Source organism: Rhodanobacter sp. UC4443_H10, from assembly GCF_052978325.1.
Window position 1 is genome coordinate 1,506,562 of the sequence record NZ_CM129668.1, and the last position, 16,497, is coordinate 1,523,058.

Below are 16,497 nucleotides of genomic sequence, written 5' to 3' on the forward strand. Positions count from 1 at the left end.
CGCGCCGTACAATAAACCGGATGCCTGCCGGACTCTGCCCGGTGCCTCCCCCGCCACGACTCGCCGGAACGTTCTCCCCGACATGAAACATGCCGCCGGCACCCTTCTGTTCATTGCCCGCTTCGTCATCCTTGGCCTGGCGCTGGCCTTCGTGATCGGCCTGTTCTGGCCCGGCAGCGGCGAGCGCCTGCGCGCGCGCCTGGGGCTCGCTCCGGCGGCGGTCGCGCCGACCCGGCACGAGCAGGCGGGCGCGGCGCCGGTATCGTACGCCGACGCCGTGGCCGCCGCGGCACCGTCGGTGGTGAACATCTATGCCAACAAGATCGTCACCGAGCAAGCGCTGCGCATGTACGACAACCCGGTGCTGCAGCAGTTGTTCGGCGGCCAGCCGACGACCTACCAGCATCGCGAGCAGACGCTGGGCTCGGGCGTGATCGTCAGCGCCCGCGGCAACGACTACGTGCTGACCAACAACCACGTGATCGCCAACGCTGCCGATATCCAGGTGCTGCTTTACGACGGCCGCATCGCTAAGGCGCGGCTGGTCGGTTCCGACCGCGAGACCGACCTGGCCGTGCTCAAGATCGACGCCAGCAACCTGCCGGTGATCCACATGGCCGACCCCAGCCAGTTGCGCCCCGGCGACGTGGTGCTGGCGATCGGCAACCCGTTCGGCCTCAACCAGACCGTGACGATGGGCATCGTCAGCGCGATCGGGCGGCAGTTGAACAGTTCCAGCGCCGAGGACTTCATCCAGACCGATGCGGCCATCAACCTGGGCAACTCCGGCGGCGCGCTGGTCAACACGCAGGGGCAGCTGGTCGGCATCAATACCCTGCTGATCGGCAAGGGTCAGGCCGCCAACGCGGAGGGCATCGGTTTCGCGATCCCGGTGGCCACCGCCACCAAGGTGCTCGATCAATTGATCACCACCGGCCACGTGGTGCGCGGCTGGCTCGGTGCCGACTACGCCTTCGTGCCGGTGGCGGCGGACAGCGGCCTGCCCGCTGCCGCGCGCGGCGCACAGGTCATCGCGGTGTACTCCGGCGGTCCGGCCGCGCAGGCGGGGATCAAGCCGCGCGACATCCTGCTGCGCATCGGCAACGACGACATCATGGGCCCGGCCGACCTGCGCCGCCGCGAGGCCACGCTCAAGCCCGGCAGCCAGGTGCAGATCTCCGGCCTGCGTGACGGCACGCCGTTCCAGGTCACGGTCACGCTGGCACAGCGCCCGCCGATGGACGGCAGTCTCTCCAGCCAGCCCTGAGCGGGTCGCCGCGGCGGGCGGGCCTCAGCCCGGCCCGCGCGAAGCCAGCGGCGGATGGATCGCCGCGCCGTAACGCTTGCGCAGGGTTTCCACCCGCTCCACGTAGACCTGGGTCTCCGCATACGGCGGCACGCCCTTGTAGCGCTGCACCGCCCCCGGCCCGGCGTTGTAGGCCGCTGCGGCCAGCCGCTCGCTGCCGTCGAAATCGCGCAGCAACAGGCTCAGGTAGCGGGCGCCGCCGCGGATGTTCTGGGCGGAATTGAAGGCATCGAGCACGCCCATGTCGCTGGCGGTGCCGGGCATCAGCTGCATCAGCCCCTGGGCGCCCTTGAGCGACAACGCACGCGGGTTGAACGCACTCTCGGCATGGATGATCGCGCGCAGAAACGCCTCGTCGACGCCGTACTCGATGCTGGCCGCGCGGATCGTGTCGGCATACGCGTCGAGGTTCAGCGCCACGCGATCCCAGCGGATCGTCGAATGCAGGTTGCAGGCCACGCAGGTGGAGATGTAGCTGAACAGCATGGTCACCGCGCGGCCCTTGCCGCCGGCGGGACGCAGGTTGGTGTATTCCACGCTGCCGTCGGCGCGCACGATGCGATAGACCGCCCCGCGCAGCACGCGGTCGCCGGCGTCGGCCACCTTGGGCGCGACCGGCGCGGCGTCGGCATGGGCTTCGCGATACTGCCACTGGCCCGGCGTGCCGGCCGCCCTGGCCGCCAGCGGCAACTTCGCCGTGCTGACCGCCGAACTGCTCACCGCGGCCAGCGACTCGCGCTCTACCCGCGCCGTCTCGCGTGTCTGTGCGGTGCTCAGCGCGCCGCCTTGCACGCGCGCCAGCGACACCGGTCGGGCGCCATCGGCCGCAAGGCTCTGCGCCGTGGTGACCACCTGGCCGCTGACCGCGGTCAACGATGCGCGCGCGACCGGCGCGGCCCGGCGCGTCGCCTTCGGCTCGGCGTAGCTGCTGATTGCGCGGCAGCCGTGATACCCCGCCCGCTCGCTGCTGTACACGGTTTCGCCGCTGCTGCCGGTGCACTGGTACAAGGTGCCGGCGCGGGCCCCCGTGGCCAACAGGCAGGCAGCCAGCAGCGCGACCCCGACAAGGATCGAACGCAAGGGGAAACCGCGAACAGGCCGATCGACGCGTCCCCCGTGACTGGCGGCACCGGACATGGGCGCAGTGTGCCGCCACGCGCGGCCAGCGCCAAGTGCGCAAGTCTCATTCCACGACCGTGGCCAGGGCGGCGCCGCAAACTCCGTGGCGGCCGCAAGTGCTTGATCTGGCAGGCACACGGGCCGCGCAGTACACTGCGCGGTTCCGCGGATCGCGCATCCGCCCTGGAATCACGGTACCCACGCGATGAGCGGCAAGCTTTTCATCAAGACCCACGGCTGCCAGATGAACGAGTACGACTCGGCCAAGATGGCCGACGTGCTGAAGGCCTCGCACGGGCTGGAGCTGACCCAGGACGAGTCCGAGGCGGACGTGATCCTGATCAACACCTGCTCGATCCGCGAAAAGGCGCAGGAAAAGGTCTTCAGCCAGCTTGGTCGCTGGAAGCAGCACAAGCAGGACGGCCGCCAGGTGGTGATTGGCGTCGGCGGCTGCGTGGCAAGTCAGGAAGGCGCGGCGATCGTCAAGCGCGCGCCGTACGTGGATCTCGTGTTCGGCCCGCAGACCCTGCACCGCCTGCCCCAGCTGATCGAGGCGCAACGCGCCACCGGCAAGCCGCAGGTGGACATCAGCTTCCCCGAGATCGAGAAGTTCGACTGCCTGCCCGAGCCGCGCGCCGAAGGCCCGACCGCCTTCGTCTCGATCATGGAAGGCTGCTCGAAATACTGCAGCTACTGCGTGGTGCCGTACACCCGCGGCACCGAGATCAGCCGTCCGTTCGACGACGTGCTGGTGGAAGTGGCCAAGCTCGCCGCCCAGGGCGTGCGCGAGGTGAACCTGCTCGGCCAGAACGTCAATGCGTACCGCGGCCCCACCTTCGACGGCGGCGTCGCCGACCTCGCCGTGCTGATCCATGCGATCGCGCAGATCGACGGCATCGGTCGCATCCGCTTCACCACCTCGCATCCGCTGGAGTTCTCCGACTCGCTGATCGAGGCCTACGCCAACGTACCGCAGCTGGCCAACTACCTGCACCTGCCGGTGCAGGCCGGTTCCGACCGCATCCTTTCGGCGATGAAGCGCGGCTACACCGCGCTGGAGTTCAAGCAGAAGATCCGCAAGCTGCGCGCGGTGCGACCGGACATCTGCGTGTCCACCGACATCATCGTCGGCTTCCCCGGCGAGAGCGACGAGGATTTCGAGAAGACCATGAAGCTGGTCGACGACGTCGGCTTCGACCAGAGCTTCACCTTCATCTTCTCCGCGCGCCCCGGCACGCCGGCGGCGAACCTCGCCGATGACACGCCGATGGCGGTCAAGCACGAGCGCCTCGCGCGCCTGCAGGCCGCGATCAACGCGAACGCCAGGAAGATCAACGAGGCGATGGTCGGCTCCGTGCAGCGCGTGCTGGTGGAAAAGCCCAGTACCCGCAATCCGGACGAACTCAGCGGTCGCACCGAGAACATGCGCTACGTGAACTTCGCCGGCGACGCCCGCATGATCGGCCAGTTCGTCGACGTGGTGATCACCGACGCGATGAGCAATTCGCTGCGCGGGCGGGTGAAAACGTCCGACGACGCGGCCGCACTGGCGTCGTGAGCGAGCTGGTGATCCGGGAAATCGGCGCGGACGAGTTCGCTCGCGTGTGGCCGTTCTTCCAGGCGATCGCCGCTGGCGGCGAGACCTATACCTACCCGCGCGACATCAGCCTCGAACAGGCCCGTTCCATGTGGACCACGCCGCACGCACGCTGCTTCGTGGCCGAACGCGACGGCCAGGCGCTGGGCTGTTACCGGCTGGCGCCCAACCAGATGGGGCCGGGTGACCACGTGGCCAACGGCAGCTACATGGTGGCGCCGCAAGCGCGCCGCCAGGGCGTGGCGTCGGCCTTGTGCGAGCACTCGCTGGAACAGGCGCGCCGAGCCGGCTTCCGCGCCATGCAGTTCAATGCCGTCGTCGCCAGCAATACCACCGCCGTGCGGCTGTGGCAGCGCCACGGCTTCCGCATCGTCGGCCAGGTGCCCGGTGCGTTCCGCCACGCCCAGCTCGGCCCCACCGATCTGTACGTGATGCACCGCATGCTGTGAGCGCGAGGCGGCACGCGGAGCGGCGGGTCAGTCCAGTCGCTTGCGGAAGCGCAATATCGCCAGCGCCATCATCGCCAGCGTGAACACTGCCAGCGCCAGCACGTCGAGCCACATCTCCCGCAAGCCCGCGCCGCGCAGCATCACGCCGCGGATCAGGCGCAGGAAATGGGTCAGCGGCAAGATCTCGGCGAGCCACTGCACCAGCTTCGGCATGCCGGCGAACGGGAACATGAAGCCCGACAGCAGGATCGATGGCAGGAACACGAAGAACGTCATCTGCATCGCCTGGAACTGCGACTGCGCGCGCGTGGAGATCAACAGGCCCAAGGCGAGGTTGGCGAGGATCAGCAAGCCCGAGGCCAGGTACACATCGACCACGCTGCCGAGAATCGGCACCGCGAACAGCCACGTGCCGAGCGCCAGGATCACGCTGGTCTGCACCAGGCCGATCGCCACGTACGGCAGCACCTTGCCGATCATCAGCTCCGAGCTGGTCAGCGGGGTGGCGATCAGCAGCTCCATGTTGCCGCGCTCGCGCTCGCGCACGATCGCGATGGCGGTGAACAGCACCATCGTCATGGTCAGGATGACGCCGATCAGGCCGGGCACGATGTTGACCGCGGAGCGTCGCTGCGGGTTGTAGAAGGCGACCATGCTGATCCGCCCACCGACCGGGGTACTGGTCGCCGGCGCGCGGGTATCGGGCGCGGCGCTGTCGATCGGCACCTGCATCAGTTGCGCGGCAGCGGCCTGCACCGCCGTGTCGCTGCCGTCGACCAGGATCTGCGCCACCGCGCGGCCGTCGATGCGGCGCCGCTCGAAGTCCGGCGGCACCACGAGGCCGATGCCGACCTGCCCGCGCCGGATCATCGCCATCAACTCCTGCGGCGTGTTCGCCCGCGCCACCGGCGCCACCACGCCGGTGGCCAGCATGTCCATCACCAGGGCGCGCGAACCGGCGCTGTTGGCCTGGTCGACGATGCCGGCGTCGAGCCCGCGCAGGTTGGTGTTGATTGCATAGCCGAACAGCACCAGCTGGATCACCGGGATGCCCACCACCATCGCCAGCGTGATGCGGTCGCGGCGCAGCTGGCGCAGCTCCTTGACCACGATCGCCCACAGCCGCCGCACGTTCATGCGGCGCGCTCCGCGTCGCGGCGCGTGGCGGCGACGAACACGTCTTCGAGATTCGGCGGCGTCGCCGTCAGCGCGGCCTGGTGCCCCGTCGTCGCCAGCGCCTTGTCCATGTCCGGCGTGGCGCCGTCGGCGTCGGTCAGCACGCGCAGGATGTTGCCGACCTGGGCCACGCCGAGCACGCCCGCCACGCCGGCGAGCGCGCGCTGGGCGGCCCGCGGGTCGTCCGTTTCGACGGTGAAGGTGCGCCCTTCCAGTTGCGCGGTCAGCTCGCGCGGCGTGCCGTCGGCGACCAGTGCGCCGCGGTCGAGGATGGCCAACCGGTGGCAGCGCTCGGCCTCGTCCATCAGGTGGGTGGAGACCAGCAGCGTGGTGCCGGCATCGGCCAGCTCGAAGAGCTTTTCCCAGAAATCGCGGCGCGATTCCGGGTCGACCGCGCTGGTCGGCTCGTCGAGGAACAGCAATTGCGGCTCGTGCAGCACCGCACAGGCCAGCGCCAGACGCTGCTTCTGGCCGCCACTCAGGGTGCCGGCCAGTTGCCGCTGGCGATCGCCGAAGTGGTATTGCTCGATCAGCTCGTCCACGCGGCGTTTCGTCTTCGTCTTCGGCACGCCCTGGATGGCGGCGAGGAACTCCAGGTTCTCGCGCACGCCGAGGTCCTCGAACAGCGAGAACTTCTGTGTCATGTAGCCGATGTGCGAACGCAATTCGTCGGCCTGCGCCGGAATCTTCAGGCCGAGCACCTCGATCTCGCCCTCGCTTGGCGTGAGCAAGCCGCACAGCATGCGGATGGTGGTGGACTTGCCCGAGCCGTTCGGCCCGAGGAAGCCGTAGACGCGCCGCGCCGGCACGTCGAGGTCGACGTGATCGACCGCCACCAGCTTGCCGAAGCGCCGGGTCAAACCGCGGGCGCGGATCGCCACGCCTTCGGCGCCGGCATTCATTTCGCCGGTCCGCGGAACTCGACGCGCACCGGCAGGCCGGCGGGCAGTTCCGCCGCGTCCGCACCCAGCGCGACTTCGGCGAGATAGCTGAGCCGCGCCGCGTCGTCGCCGATCAGTGCGTAGTACGGGGTGAAATCCGGTTCGCTGCGGATCATGCGCAGCTTGCCGGCATAAGGTTTTTCGCGGTCGGCCACGAACACGTCGATGGCGTCGCCGACGTGCATGCCTGCGCGCTGCTGCACCGGCACGTAGATGCGCGCGTACGGCGCGTCGCCGGCCAGCAGGATCGCCAGCGGCGCGCCGACCGGTGCCTGATCGCCCAGCCGGTACGGCAGGCTGTCGACGCGCCCGGCACGCGGCGCCACGACGGCCAGCTTGCCCAGCAGCACCTGCTGCGCGCTGACTTGCGCCTCCGCCGCCGCGACCGCGGCTTGCGCCTGGGCGAGCTGTTCCGGACGCGTGCCGTGCAACAACTCGTCGAGCGCGGCGCGTGCGGCCGCTGTCTGACCATCGGCGTTGCCTGCCGCGGCGCGGGCGCGGTCGAGATCGGCCGCGGCCACGTAGCTCTTGCCCTTCAGCGGCAGCAAACGGTTGTAGTACGCGCGAGCTTCGCGTGCCTGCGCCTGCACTGCGGCCAGATTCGCGCGAGCCTTGGCGATGTCCTCGCGGCGCGGCCCGGCCTGGAGTTCGGCCAGGAGTTCGCGTTGCTGCTCCAGCTGGGCCTGGGCCGCTGCGAGCTGGGCGCGGGTATGCGCGGGGTCCAGTTGCAGCAGCGGCTGGCCCGCCCTGACCTGCTCGCCCTCGCGCACGTCGATCGCCACGATGCGCTCCGCGGCCGGCGCCGGCAGCGTGATGCGGTCGAACTCGAGCGTACCCAGCGCCTGCGGCACCCGCTTGCTGCAACCAGCGGGAACGACGAGCACCAGCGCCGCCAGCGACTGGCAGATCACGGTCGTGAACTTCATGCGGGTTCTCCACGTTTCGTCGTGCCGACGCCCTGCCCCAGCAAGGCCAGCGTGTGTTGGAGCATGGTCTCGGGGCCGAGTGACTCGGCATCGAATGCGCGTCGCCAGATCGGCGCACCGGCAGCAGGGAACAGGGTCAGGCCGACCAGTGAGACGACCAGCAGGCGTGGGTCCAGCGCCGGGTTCAGCCGTCCATTTGCCTGCGCCGCGGCGAAGCGTTGCGCCAGCAGCTGCGGCACGCCCGGCACGGCGCGGTCGAACAGTACCTCACGCAGCGCACCGCCCTCGCACAGCACTTCGCGCACCCACAGCGGCGGCAGCCAGGGATGGCTTGCCACGACGTCGCTGATCCCGCGCACGAATGCTTCGGTCAACGCGACCGGGTCACTGCCGGCATGCTCCAGCTGCGCGCGCAGCGGCGCCAGCGCCGGCAGCAGGCGCTCGTCGATCACGGCATGCAGCAGCCGCGCCTTGTCGCCGAAGTAGTAATGCAGCATCGCCGGGGTGACGCCCGCCTCGGTGGCGATTGCCCGCAACGAGGTGGCGGCGATGCCTGTGCGCGCGAACTGCCCCAACGCCGCATCCAGCAGATGCCGGCGCAGATCCTGGTCGTCGCCGCTGGGGCGTCCGGCGCGACGCGGCGGTTTTGCGCGTTTGCCTGAAATAGTCATGAGCCTAAATTAATTCATCGTTTAATTATTTGCAAACCCATCAGCGCCGACCGCCACCGGCATGGTCCTTCCGGCGCCTGCGCGCTACGCTCGCGCCCCTATGAGCGAACTCAACCAGCGCGACTTCACCCTCGATCCCGACGACAACGCCCGCCTCGCCAACCTGTGCGGGCCGTTCGACGAACACCTGCGCCAGATCGAGCTGCGCCTCGGCGTGGAGATCAACCACCGCGGCAGCATCTTCCAGGTGATCGGCGAGAACCCGCCGGCGCGCGCCGCCGAAAATGTGCTGCGCGCGCTCTACGCCAGCACCGCCGGCGAGGCGCTGACCGGCGCGAAGATCAACCTGCATCTGGCCGAATCGGGCATCGACGCGATCACCGAGTCGGCCGCCGAAGGCGCCCAGGAAGTGGTCATCAAGGTCAAGCGCGGCGTGATCAAGGGCCGCGGCCCGAACCAGGCGCGCTACCTGCACGCCATCGCCAGCCACGACATCAACTTCGGCGTGGGCCCGGCCGGCACCGGCAAGACCTATCTCGCCGTGGCCAGCGCGGTCGAGGCGCTGGAAGCGAACCGGGTGCAGCGGCTGATCCTGGTGCGCCCGGCGGTGGAGGCCGGCGAGAAGCTGGGCTTCCTGCCCGGCGATCTGTCACAGAAGGTCGACCCCTACCTGCGCCCGCTGTACGACGCGCTGTACGAGATGCTCGGCTTCGAGAAGGTGGCCAAGCTGATCGAGCGCAACGTGATCGAGATCGCACCGCTGGCCTACATGCGCGGACGCACCTTGAACGATTCCTACGTGATCCTCGACGAGGCGCAGAACACCACGGTCGAGCAGATGAAGATGTTCCTCACCCGGATCGGCTTCGGCACGGTGGCGGTGATCACCGGCGACGTCACCCAGGTCGACCTGCCGCGCAACACGCGCTCCGGATTGCGCCAGGCGATCGAAGTGCTGCGCGGCGTGGCCGGCATCAGCTTCACCTTCTTCACCTCGCGCGACGTGGTGCGCCATCCGCTGGTGGCCAAGATCGTGCGCGCCTACGAGGCGTTCGAGGAGGCAGGGAGTGGAGGATCGGAAAGCGGGAATGGACGAGAACCAACCCCGTCGCCTTGAACCACATCGCCACAAAGACGCCAGCCATGCCTCGCCCTGCTCCGCCGACGCCCGATTCCCGATTCCCGCCTCCCGCACGCGTCCACCTCGGCTACGCCGTGCCGCGCGCCGGCCTGCCCGCACCGGCCAGCTTCCGCCGCTGGGTCGAGGCGGCCTTGCGCGGAGCCAAACGGCGCAAGCCGGCCGAGCTTTCCATCCGCATCGTCGATGCCGCAGAGGGCCGTACGCTCAACCGCGACTACCGCGGCAAGGACTACGCCACCAACGTGCTGTCGTTCCCCGCCGAGCTGCCGCCCGGCGTGGTGCTGCCGCTGATCGGGGATCTGGCGATCTGCGCGCCGGTGGTGCTGCGCGAGGCCGCCGAACAGGGCAAATTGCCGCGCGACCACTGGGCCCATCTCACGGTACACGGCGTGCTGCACCTGCTCGGCTACGACCACATCGTGGAGACCGAGGCCGAGGCCATGGAAGCGCTGGAAACACGCATCCTGGCCGGCCTCGGCATCGCCGACCCGTACACCTGAATGCTGCAGGGCGGACCCGGCCCGCCGCCATTTCGCCGTATGACGATGACGGGCCGTGCCCGCCCTGCGCGGCCCCCGGGCGATCGCGCATACCGTGCGCCCCTGCCGGGCCGGGATGGATTTTTCCGCTAGAATCAAGCTTCCGCCCGCGTCCGGGCTGATTTTCAACGAGTGATGAACGACGACCCTGGCAGTACCAGCGGCCCGGCCCACCGCACCTGGTGGGATCGACTGGGCCACCTGTTTTCCGGCGAGCCGCGCAACCGCAACGAGTTGCTTGAGGAGTTGCGCGCCGCGCAGAGCAACGGCCTGCTCTCCGTCGACACCCTCACCATGGTCGAGGGGGCGATCAAGGTCACCGAGCTGGATGTCGACGACGTCATGGTGCCGCGCGCGCAGATCGTGATGCTCGCGGCGGACTCTTCCCTGTCCGACCTGCTGGCCACCGTGGTCGAATCCGGCCACTCGCGCTTCCCCGTGCACGGCGAGGACAAGGACGAGATCCTCGGCATCCTGCTGGCCAAGGATCTGCTGAAGTACTTCGGCGCGACCGAACACTTCGACATCCGCTCGATCCTGCGCCCGGCCGTGCTGATCCCCGAGTCGATGCGGCTCAACGTGCTGCTGGAGGAGTTCCGCCTCAGCCGCAACCACATGGCGCTGGTGGTCAATGAATACGGCGGCGTCGCCGGCCTGGTGACCATCGAGGACGTGCTGGAGGAGATCGTCGGCGAGATCGACGACGAGCACGACGACGAGGAAGAACCCGAGCTGATGCACGAACAGCCCGGCGGCGACTGGCTGGTGAGCGCGCTGACCCCGATCGAGGATTTCAACGAGCAGACCGGCGCCGGCTTCCCCGACGAGGAATACGACACCGTCGGCGGCATGGTCACCGCCGAATTCGGCCACCTGCCCGAGGTCGGCGAAGAAGTCGCGATGGGCGACTACCTGTTCCACGTCACCGCGGCGGACGACCGCCGCGTGCAGCAGTTCCGAGTGGTCCGGCAACCCGGCCTGCTGGCCTCCTGATCCGGCGCATGGACCCGCTCTGCCGAATCGCCGTCATGTTCGCCCTGCTCGTGCTCGCCGCACTGGCACCGGCGCACGCCGGCATCGCCGAGGCGCCCGGCACCGACCTCGAGGTGTCGCTGGTGACCTACGGCCCCGGCGACATCTACTGGGAGCGCTTCGGCCACGACGCCATCGAGGTGCGCGATCGCGTCTCGGGCGAGTCGGTCAATTTCAACTACGGCGTGTTCGACTTCGAGGAAAAGAACTTTCTCCTCAACTTCGCGCGCGGCCGCATGCATTACATGATGGACGCCGAAGCCAGCGCGCCGGAGGAGGCCTACTACGCCGAAGTCGGCCGCTCGGTGACACGCCAACGGCTGGCGCTGGACGCCGACCAGGCCGCCCGCCTGCGCGACGACCTGCTGTGGAACCTGCGCCCGCAGAACGCCGTCTACGACTACGACTACTACGCCGACAACTGCACCACCCGCGTGCGCGACGCCTTCGATCGCGCACTCGACGGCGCCGTGAAAAGCCAGTTGCAGGCGCGTGCGGGCGAATTCACCTATCGCCAGCAGACGGTGCGGCTGATGAGCGCGCAACCCTGGCTGATGCTGATGCTGGACCTGGGCCTGGGGCCGTACGCCGACCAGCCGTTGACGGCGTGGCAGGAGAGTTTCCTGCCCGCCGTCCTGCAAACGCAGTTGCGCCACGTGCAGGTCACCGGGCCGGGCGGCGACAGCCGACCGCTGGTAAAGGACGAGCGCGTGGTGTCGCCCAACCGCCTCGTTCCGCCGCCGGCCTCGCCGCCCGACCTGCGCATGCCATTGGGCGCGGCGGGCCTGCTGCTGGGTGCGTTGCTGCTGGCCACGCGGCTGTGGTGGCCGCTCGGCCATGCCCTGCTCGGCACGCTGTTCCTGCTGCTGGCCGGTCTTGTCGGCGTGGTGTTGCTGGGCCTGTGGACGCTGACCACGCACCACTCCGCCTGGGCCAACGCCAACCTGCTGCTGTTCAATCCGTTGGCGTGGCTGCTGCTGCCCACGCTGTGGCGCACGCGTCGCGGCTTCGCCGCCTCGCGCTTCGTCGACGGCCTGATCGTGCTGCAGTTGCTGGCCATGCTCGCCGCGCTCGCGCTGCACCTGCTGCCCGGCACGGTGCAGCAGAACCAGCCGTGGCTGCTGTTCGCGCTGCCGTGCTGGCTGGCGCTGGCGTGGGGCCTGCGCCGCAACCGCTGACCCCGCGCGCGTTGCCCCGCCACGACGGGCACGGCATCATGGGACATGCTCCCGACCTCGCCATCGCCTGCTGCACTTGCGCCCGTTGCCGAACCGATGGTGGTCAACTGCATCGCCTACCAACGCGACGGCACGCGCCTCGGCGAAATCAGCCTGGACGCCATCAGCGACGTGCTGGCAGCGCCGGACACCTTCGTCTGGGTCGGCCTGCACGAGCCGGACGAGCCGCTGCTGGAAAAACTGCAGGAGGAGTTCTGCCTGCATGACCTGGCGATCGAGGACGCGCACACCGCCCACCAGCGCACCAAGATCGAGACCTACGGCGACTCCCTGTTCCTGGTGGTGCAGACCGCGCAGCTGATCGAGGCCGAGCTGAAGTTCGGCGAGACGCAGATCTTCCTCGGCGCGCGCTACCTGGTCACCGTGCGCCACGGTGCCTCGCTGTCGTATGCCCCGGCGCGGCGTGCCTGCGAGAACGTGCCCGAGCTGCTCGCCAACGGACCCAGCTATGGTCTCTACGGCGTGCTCGACCTGATCGTCGACAACCTGCTGCCGATCGTGCGCGACTTCCGCGAAGAGCTGGGCCTGCTCGAGCAGGACATCTTCGCCGAGACCTTCAAGCGCAGCACGGTGCACCGGCTCTACGACATGCAGCGCGACCTGATGACGCTTCGTCTGGCCGTGGCCCCGCTGCAGGACATCACCAGCCAGCTGGTGCGGCTGCACCAGGGTCTGATCCCCGACGAGCTGCGGCCCTACTTCCGCGACGTCTACGACCACGTGTTCCGCGTCAACGAATCGATCAGCGCAATGCGCGAAATGCTCACCGCCGCGATCAACGTCAACCTCTCACTGGTCACCTTCGGCCAGAACGAGGTGATGAAGAAACTCGCCGGCTGGGCCGCCATGCTGGCCGCGCCGACCCTGCTCACCAGCTGGTACGGCATGAACTTCCAGCACATGCCCGAGCTGGGTCAGCCGTGGGCATACCCGGCGATCATCGTGGTGATGGCCGGCGTGGTGGGCGGCATCTACGCGGCCCTGAAGCGCAACAAGTGGCTGTGACGCCCGTTCGACACCGCTGACGACCTGATCCGCGCCCGCCCGCGCTGCCGCGGCGCCCCCTGCCGGGCCCTGTCCCGCCGTCCCGCTCCGGCGGCGATGGGGCGCGGGGCTAAAGATTTTCCCGCGCCGGCCGAACACGGTAGTACTCACCACAAAACCCCAGGGGATGCATCGACCCATGAAAACTCTGCTCATGACCACCGCTTTGTTGCTGGCGCCGATGGCGGTCCACGCCGAGTGCACCGTCAAGGATTTCGCCATCACCGAGTTCACCCCGTCGGCCGCCAGCGGCCTGGCCGGCAAGCTGAGCCTGCGCGGCCAGCTGGTGAACAGCTGCGCCACGCCGTCGGCGGCGCAGATCCGCATCGAGCTGAAGGACGACGCGGGCAACGTCCTGCAGTCCAAGCAGGCCTGGCCGGCCGGCACCTCCAACATCACCCCGGGCCAGTCGGTGTCGTTCGACCTCGGCCGCCTGTTCCATTACGAGCGCAACATCGCCAGCTTCACCGCCAGCGTGGTGAAGGTGCGCTCCTGGTAAACCTGCCGGTTTCCATCAACAGCAAAAAAGGCTCCCTCGGGAGCCTTTTTACTGTGTGAGTCCCGCAGGAGCGGCTCGCGGGCGATGCTCTCTTGTCCGGATTGGGGATCAGGGCGGGGACTCGCAAAGGATCGCCCGCGAGCGGGCTCCTGCGGGAAATGCCGCGGGGGACAGGGCTCTCTTGAAGCTGATCCCTCGCCCCTCAATGCAACACAAACAGCTTGTCGAAACCCGCCACGCGCAGGGTGCCGCGCAGTTCGGTGCCGGCGTTGACGATGCGGATGTCCGCGTGGTCCGCGCCGGCGTGTTCGCGCAGCAGCAACAGCATGCCCAGCGCGGAGCTGTCCATGTGGGTGACTTCGGCCAGATCGATCAGGTAGCTGCGTGCCACGCGGCCGGCGCCGAGGCAGGCGTCGTGGAACTCGCGGTGGATGCTGAAATCGAAGCGCTCGCCCAGTTGCAGGCTGAGGCAATCGCTTTCGCTGTCGTGGTGAACAATCATGGCCAATCCTCAGAAAAGTTCGATTTCGCCGGCGTCCATGCTGCTTTGCAGGGCCGGGCCGCGCGAGCGCAGGCGCGCCTTTTCGCGTTGTACCGCGAGGCGTGAACGCACGCGCCGAGCGCGCTCGTCCAGCGCCTCGGCGTCCATCGACGCGCAGGCCAGCTCTTCGATGTCGCGGGTGCAATCGGCGGTGATTTCCTGCAGTTCCACCAGCCGCGCGCGGGTCTGCGTGATCAGCTGGCTCAGGATGTCCTCGAACTGCAGCGAGCGGATCGTGGTGGAGACGTCGCTGCCCAGGCCGCGGTTGATCTCCACCACCTGGTCGGCCACCGCGCTGGTGCGCGCGTCGCTCTCGGTGACGTGGGCCATCATCGCGTCGATGCCGCCCTTGGCCGACAGCGCCACGTTGAGATCCTGCGAGGCCATCGTGCCGACCAGGCCGCGCAGCTGCTCCATCGCTGCGCGCGCCCGTTCGACGTGGCTGCCGATCTGTTCGTTGAACTGGTTGGAGTTGCTGGCCAGGTTGCGGATCTCCCCGGCCACCACGGCAAAGCCGCGGCCGGATTCGCCCGCGCGCGCCGCCTCGATCGCGGCGTTGAGCGCCAGCAGGTTGGTTTCCTCGGCGATCGTGTTGACGTTCTTCAGCAGGCCGAACACCGCATCCATCTCCTTGGCCATGCCGTCGATGCGGTAGACGATGCGCAGGCTCTCGCGCGACATCTGCACGATCATGCCGACGAAATGCTCCAGCAGGTCGCCGGTGCGGCTGGCGAAATCCTGGATCGACACGCCGCCGTCCTGCACCTCGATGATCTGCTTGAGCAGCGACTGCTGCAGCGCGGTCTTGTTGGAGAGGCCGTCGAAGCCGCCGCCGAGTTCGGAGACGGCATCGCGCAGCAGGCCCAGGCCCTGGTGCAGTTCGCGGCTGGCGTGGCCGAGTTCGTCGACCAGCGCGCCGCGCACGTCTTCCAGCGCCTCGCGCACCGGCCCGGCATGGATGGCCGGTACCGGTTCGGCGGCCGGTTCGGCGCGGTGGCAGGTCTCCACGATCCACACCACGGTCAGCAGCACCACCAGCAGCGGCGCCAGCCAGGCCGGATGCCACAGCAGCGACAGCCCAAGCGCCAGCGCGCTGGCGGCGACGCCGGCAAGCGGGCGTCCGGCAAGAAGGGAGGGCGTGAAAGTCATGATCGAATCCCCGGATCAGGCGCGCATGGCGCCGGCTAGCGGTTGGCGCGCCAGCGCCAGCAGGCGCGGCGCGATGTGGTCCAGCGGCAGCATTTCGCCGGCGGCACCGAGTTTCCAGGCAGCACCGGGCATGCCCCACACCACCGAACTGGCCTCGTCCTGCACCAGCGTGGCGGCACCGGCCTGGCGCAGTTCCAGCAGGCCGCGGGCGCCGTCGTCGCCCATGCCGGTCAACAGCACGGCAAGCGTGGCCGCGCCCGCGCTGGCGGCCAGCGAACGGAACAGCACGTCCACACTGGGCTTGTGCCGGTTCACCGGCGGGCCGTCGTGCAGGCGGCAGACGTATTTCGCGCCGTCCCACATCGCCAGCAGGTGGTGGCTGCCGGGGGCGATGTAGGCATGGCCGGACTGGATCGGCTGGCCATCCTGCGCCTCGCACACGCGCATCGCCGAGCAGCGATCCATGCGCGCGGCGAACGGGCCGCTGAACGCAGCCGGGATGTGCTGGGTGACCAGGATCGGCGGCGCATCCGGCGGCATCGCCTCCAGCACCACGCGCACCGCCTCGGTGCCGCCGGTGGAGGCGCCGATGGCGATGATCGGACTGCCGCCGCGGCTGCCGGCGGTCTGTGCCCGCGGCAGCACGGCGTCGGCAGACAGGCGCGGCGCCACGTCCAGCTTGCGCACCGTGGTCCGCGCGCGCGGGCGGGTGCGCGCGGCGAGCTTCACCTTGTCGCAGATCTCCTGCGCGCATTCGCCGAAGCGGCTGGCCAGGTCGTGGTCGGGCTTGGCGAAGAAATCCACCGCGCCCATTTCCAGCGCGCGCAAGGTGACATCGGCGCCTTCCACGGTCAGCGACGACACCATCACCACCGGCATCGGCCGCAGCCGCATCAGGTTTTCCAGGAAGGTGATGCCGTCCATGCGCGGCATCTCCACGTCAAGGGTCAGCACGTCGGGGTTGAGCTGCTTGATCTTCTCGCGGGCGATCAGCGGGTCGGCGGCAGCGCCGACCACCTCGATCTCCGGATCGCAGGCAAGCATCGTCGACATCAGCTTGCGCACCAATGCGGAATCGTCGATCACCAGAACGCGCACCCTTGTCATTGCCTGCTTCTCTGCCTTGTCT

17 protein-coding genes are annotated in these 16,497 nt (G+C 68.9%); 9 read left to right on the top strand and 8 right to left on the bottom strand.

From position 1 onward, the window contains the following. Positions 1–82: 82 nt before the first annotated feature. A complete protein-coding gene (locus tag ACVCMB_RS07195) occupies positions 83–1,267 on the top strand; it encodes a S1C family serine protease (RefSeq protein WP_395119773.1) in 1,185 nt (394 codons plus the stop codon). A 24-nt stretch (positions 1,268–1,291) separates the two neighbouring features. Here ACVCMB_RS07195 and ACVCMB_RS07200 read toward each other — a convergent pair whose 3' ends face one another. After that, positions 1,292–2,386, bottom strand: coding sequence for a lytic transglycosylase domain-containing protein (locus ACVCMB_RS07200; protein WP_447098357.1), 1,095 nt, complete (start codon positions 2,384–2,386; stop codon positions 1,292–1,294). Positions 2,387–2,630: 244 nt separating this feature from the next. Between ACVCMB_RS07200 and miaB the strand changes: the two genes are divergently transcribed. Together miaB and ACVCMB_RS07210 are read left to right on the top strand one after the other, a co-directional pair. Beyond that, positions 2,631–3,983, top strand: a complete 1,353-nt coding sequence (gene miaB / locus ACVCMB_RS07205; RefSeq protein ID WP_395119775.1) for a tRNA (N6-isopentenyl adenosine(37)-C2)-methylthiotransferase MiaB — start codon at positions 2,631–2,633, stop codon at positions 3,981–3,983. After that, complete coding sequence (locus ACVCMB_RS07210) at positions 3,980–4,471, top strand: N-acetyltransferase family protein (protein WP_447106513.1); 492 nt, start codon at positions 3,980–3,982, stop codon at positions 4,469–4,471. The genes miaB and ACVCMB_RS07210 overlap by 4 nt, the downstream gene beginning before the upstream one ends. A 27-nt stretch (positions 4,472–4,498) precedes the next feature. Here the strand turns inward: ACVCMB_RS07210 and ACVCMB_RS07215 are convergent, their stop codons facing one another. Genes ACVCMB_RS07215 through ACVCMB_RS07230 form a run of 4 tightly spaced genes read right to left on the bottom strand, consistent with a single transcriptional unit; the run spans position 4,499 to position 8,185 of the window. Further along, a complete protein-coding gene (locus ACVCMB_RS07215; RefSeq protein ID WP_447106514.1) occupies positions 4,499–5,608 on the bottom strand; it encodes an ABC transporter permease in 1,110 nt (369 codons plus the stop codon). Then, positions 5,605–6,549 (bottom strand): ABC transporter ATP-binding protein, encoded by a 945-nt coding sequence (locus ACVCMB_RS07220; protein ID WP_395119778.1) that lies wholly within the window; start codon positions 6,547–6,549, stop codon positions 5,605–5,607. Before ACVCMB_RS07220 ends, ACVCMB_RS07215 begins: the two co-directional genes overlap by 4 nt. Beyond that, a complete protein-coding gene (locus ACVCMB_RS07225) occupies positions 6,546–7,514 on the bottom strand; it encodes an HlyD family secretion protein (protein ID WP_447106515.1) in 969 nt (322 codons plus the stop codon). The genes ACVCMB_RS07220 and ACVCMB_RS07225 overlap by 4 nt, the downstream gene beginning before the upstream one ends. Next, positions 7,511–8,185 carry a TetR/AcrR family transcriptional regulator gene (locus tag ACVCMB_RS07230; RefSeq protein WP_447106516.1) on the bottom strand — a complete coding sequence of 225 codons (675 nt, stop codon included), beginning with the start codon at positions 8,183–8,185 and terminating at the stop codon, positions 7,511–7,513. Before ACVCMB_RS07230 ends, ACVCMB_RS07225 begins: the two co-directional genes overlap by 4 nt. Positions 8,186–8,285: 100 nt before the next feature. Between ACVCMB_RS07230 and ACVCMB_RS07235 the strand changes: the two genes are divergently transcribed. The 6 genes from ACVCMB_RS07235 (at position 8,286) to ACVCMB_RS07260 (ending at position 13,678) form a co-directional block, all read left to right on the top strand. Then, on the top strand, positions 8,286–9,302 hold the full coding sequence (locus tag ACVCMB_RS07235; RefSeq protein WP_447106517.1) for a PhoH family protein: 1,017 nt from the start codon (positions 8,286–8,288) through the stop codon (positions 9,300–9,302). Between the two features lie 26 nt (positions 9,303–9,328). Then, complete coding sequence (ybeY, locus tag ACVCMB_RS07240; RefSeq protein WP_447106518.1) at positions 9,329–9,826, top strand: rRNA maturation RNase YbeY; 498 nt, start codon at positions 9,329–9,331, stop codon at positions 9,824–9,826. 174 nt (positions 9,827–10,000) lie between these two features. Further along, complete coding sequence (locus tag ACVCMB_RS07245; protein ID WP_395119783.1) at positions 10,001–10,858, top strand: HlyC/CorC family transporter; 858 nt, start codon at positions 10,001–10,003, stop codon at positions 10,856–10,858. Between the two features lie 35 nt (positions 10,859–10,893). Next, positions 10,894–12,075: a lipoprotein N-acyltransferase Lnb domain-containing protein gene (locus tag ACVCMB_RS07250; RefSeq protein WP_447106519.1), complete on the top strand. Its 1,182-nt coding sequence runs from the start codon at positions 10,894–10,896 to the stop codon at positions 12,073–12,075. A 45-nt stretch (positions 12,076–12,120) separates the two neighbouring features. Beyond that, positions 12,121–13,140 carry a magnesium and cobalt transport protein CorA gene (locus tag ACVCMB_RS07255; protein WP_395119785.1) on the top strand — a complete coding sequence of 340 codons (1,020 nt, stop codon included), beginning with the start codon at positions 12,121–12,123 and terminating at the stop codon, positions 13,138–13,140. Positions 13,141–13,318: 178 nt separating this feature from the next. After that, a complete protein-coding gene (locus ACVCMB_RS07260; RefSeq protein WP_395119786.1) occupies positions 13,319–13,678 on the top strand; it encodes a hypothetical protein in 360 nt (119 codons plus the stop codon). Between the two features lie 202 nt (positions 13,679–13,880). On the opposite strand, the gene ACVCMB_RS07265 is transcribed toward ACVCMB_RS07260, so the two are convergent. Genes ACVCMB_RS07265 through ACVCMB_RS07275 form a run of 3 tightly spaced genes read right to left on the bottom strand, consistent with a single transcriptional unit; the run spans position 13,881 to position 16,475 of the window. Further along, positions 13,881–14,180: an STAS domain-containing protein gene (locus ACVCMB_RS07265; RefSeq protein WP_395119787.1), complete on the bottom strand. Its 300-nt coding sequence runs from the start codon at positions 14,178–14,180 to the stop codon at positions 13,881–13,883. A gap of 9 nt (positions 14,181–14,189) precedes the next feature. After that, on the bottom strand, positions 14,190–15,368 hold the full coding sequence (locus tag ACVCMB_RS07270) for a methyl-accepting chemotaxis protein (protein ID WP_395119788.1): 1,179 nt from the start codon (positions 15,366–15,368) through the stop codon (positions 14,190–14,192). Between the two features lie 15 nt (positions 15,369–15,383). Beyond that, complete coding sequence (locus ACVCMB_RS07275; RefSeq protein ID WP_395119789.1) at positions 15,384–16,475, bottom strand: protein-glutamate methylesterase/protein-glutamine glutaminase; 1,092 nt, start codon at positions 16,473–16,475, stop codon at positions 15,384–15,386. Positions 16,476–16,497 lie beyond the last annotated feature (22 nt).

Bases quoted from the DNA above. Each gene is read 5' to 3' on its own strand.
- ACVCMB_RS07195 (WP_395119773.1), top strand. From the start codon at position 83: ATGAAACATGCCGCCGGCACCCTTCTGTTCATTGCCCGCTTCGTCATC.
- miaB (WP_395119775.1), top strand. From the start codon at position 2,631: ATGAGCGGCAAGCTTTTCATCAAGACCCACGGCTGCCAGATGAACGAG.
- ACVCMB_RS07215 (WP_447106514.1), bottom strand. From the start codon at position 5,608: ATGAACGTGCGGCGGCTGTGGGCGATCGTGGTCAAGGAGCTGCGCCAG.
- ACVCMB_RS07220 (WP_395119778.1), bottom strand. From the start codon at position 6,549: ATGAATGCCGGCGCCGAAGGCGTGGCGATCCGCGCCCGCGGTTTGACC.
- ACVCMB_RS07225 (WP_447106515.1), bottom strand. From the start codon at position 7,514: ATGAAGTTCACGACCGTGATCTGCCAGTCGCTGGCGGCGCTGGTGCTC.
- ACVCMB_RS07230 (WP_447106516.1), bottom strand. From the start codon at position 8,185: ATGACTATTTCAGGCAAACGCGCAAAACCGCCGCGTCGCGCCGGACGC.
- ACVCMB_RS07235 (WP_447106517.1), top strand. From the start codon at position 8,286: ATGAGCGAACTCAACCAGCGCGACTTCACCCTCGATCCCGACGACAAC.
- ybeY (WP_447106518.1), top strand. From the start codon at position 9,329: ATGCCTCGCCCTGCTCCGCCGACGCCCGATTCCCGATTCCCGCCTCCC.
- ACVCMB_RS07245 (WP_395119783.1), top strand. From the start codon at position 10,001: ATGAACGACGACCCTGGCAGTACCAGCGGCCCGGCCCACCGCACCTGG.
- ACVCMB_RS07250 (WP_447106519.1), top strand. From the start codon at position 10,894: ATGTTCGCCCTGCTCGTGCTCGCCGCACTGGCACCGGCGCACGCCGGC.
- ACVCMB_RS07255 (WP_395119785.1), top strand. From the start codon at position 12,121: ATGCTCCCGACCTCGCCATCGCCTGCTGCACTTGCGCCCGTTGCCGAA.
- ACVCMB_RS07260 (WP_395119786.1), top strand. From the start codon at position 13,319: ATGAAAACTCTGCTCATGACCACCGCTTTGTTGCTGGCGCCGATGGCG.
- ACVCMB_RS07265 (WP_395119787.1), bottom strand. From the start codon at position 14,180: ATGATTGTTCACCACGACAGCGAAAGCGATTGCCTCAGCCTGCAACTG.
- ACVCMB_RS07270 (WP_395119788.1), bottom strand. From the start codon at position 15,368: ATGACTTTCACGCCCTCCCTTCTTGCCGGACGCCCGCTTGCCGGCGTC.
- ACVCMB_RS07275 (WP_395119789.1), bottom strand. From the start codon at position 16,475: ATGACAAGGGTGCGCGTTCTGGTGATCGACGATTCCGCATTGGTGCGC.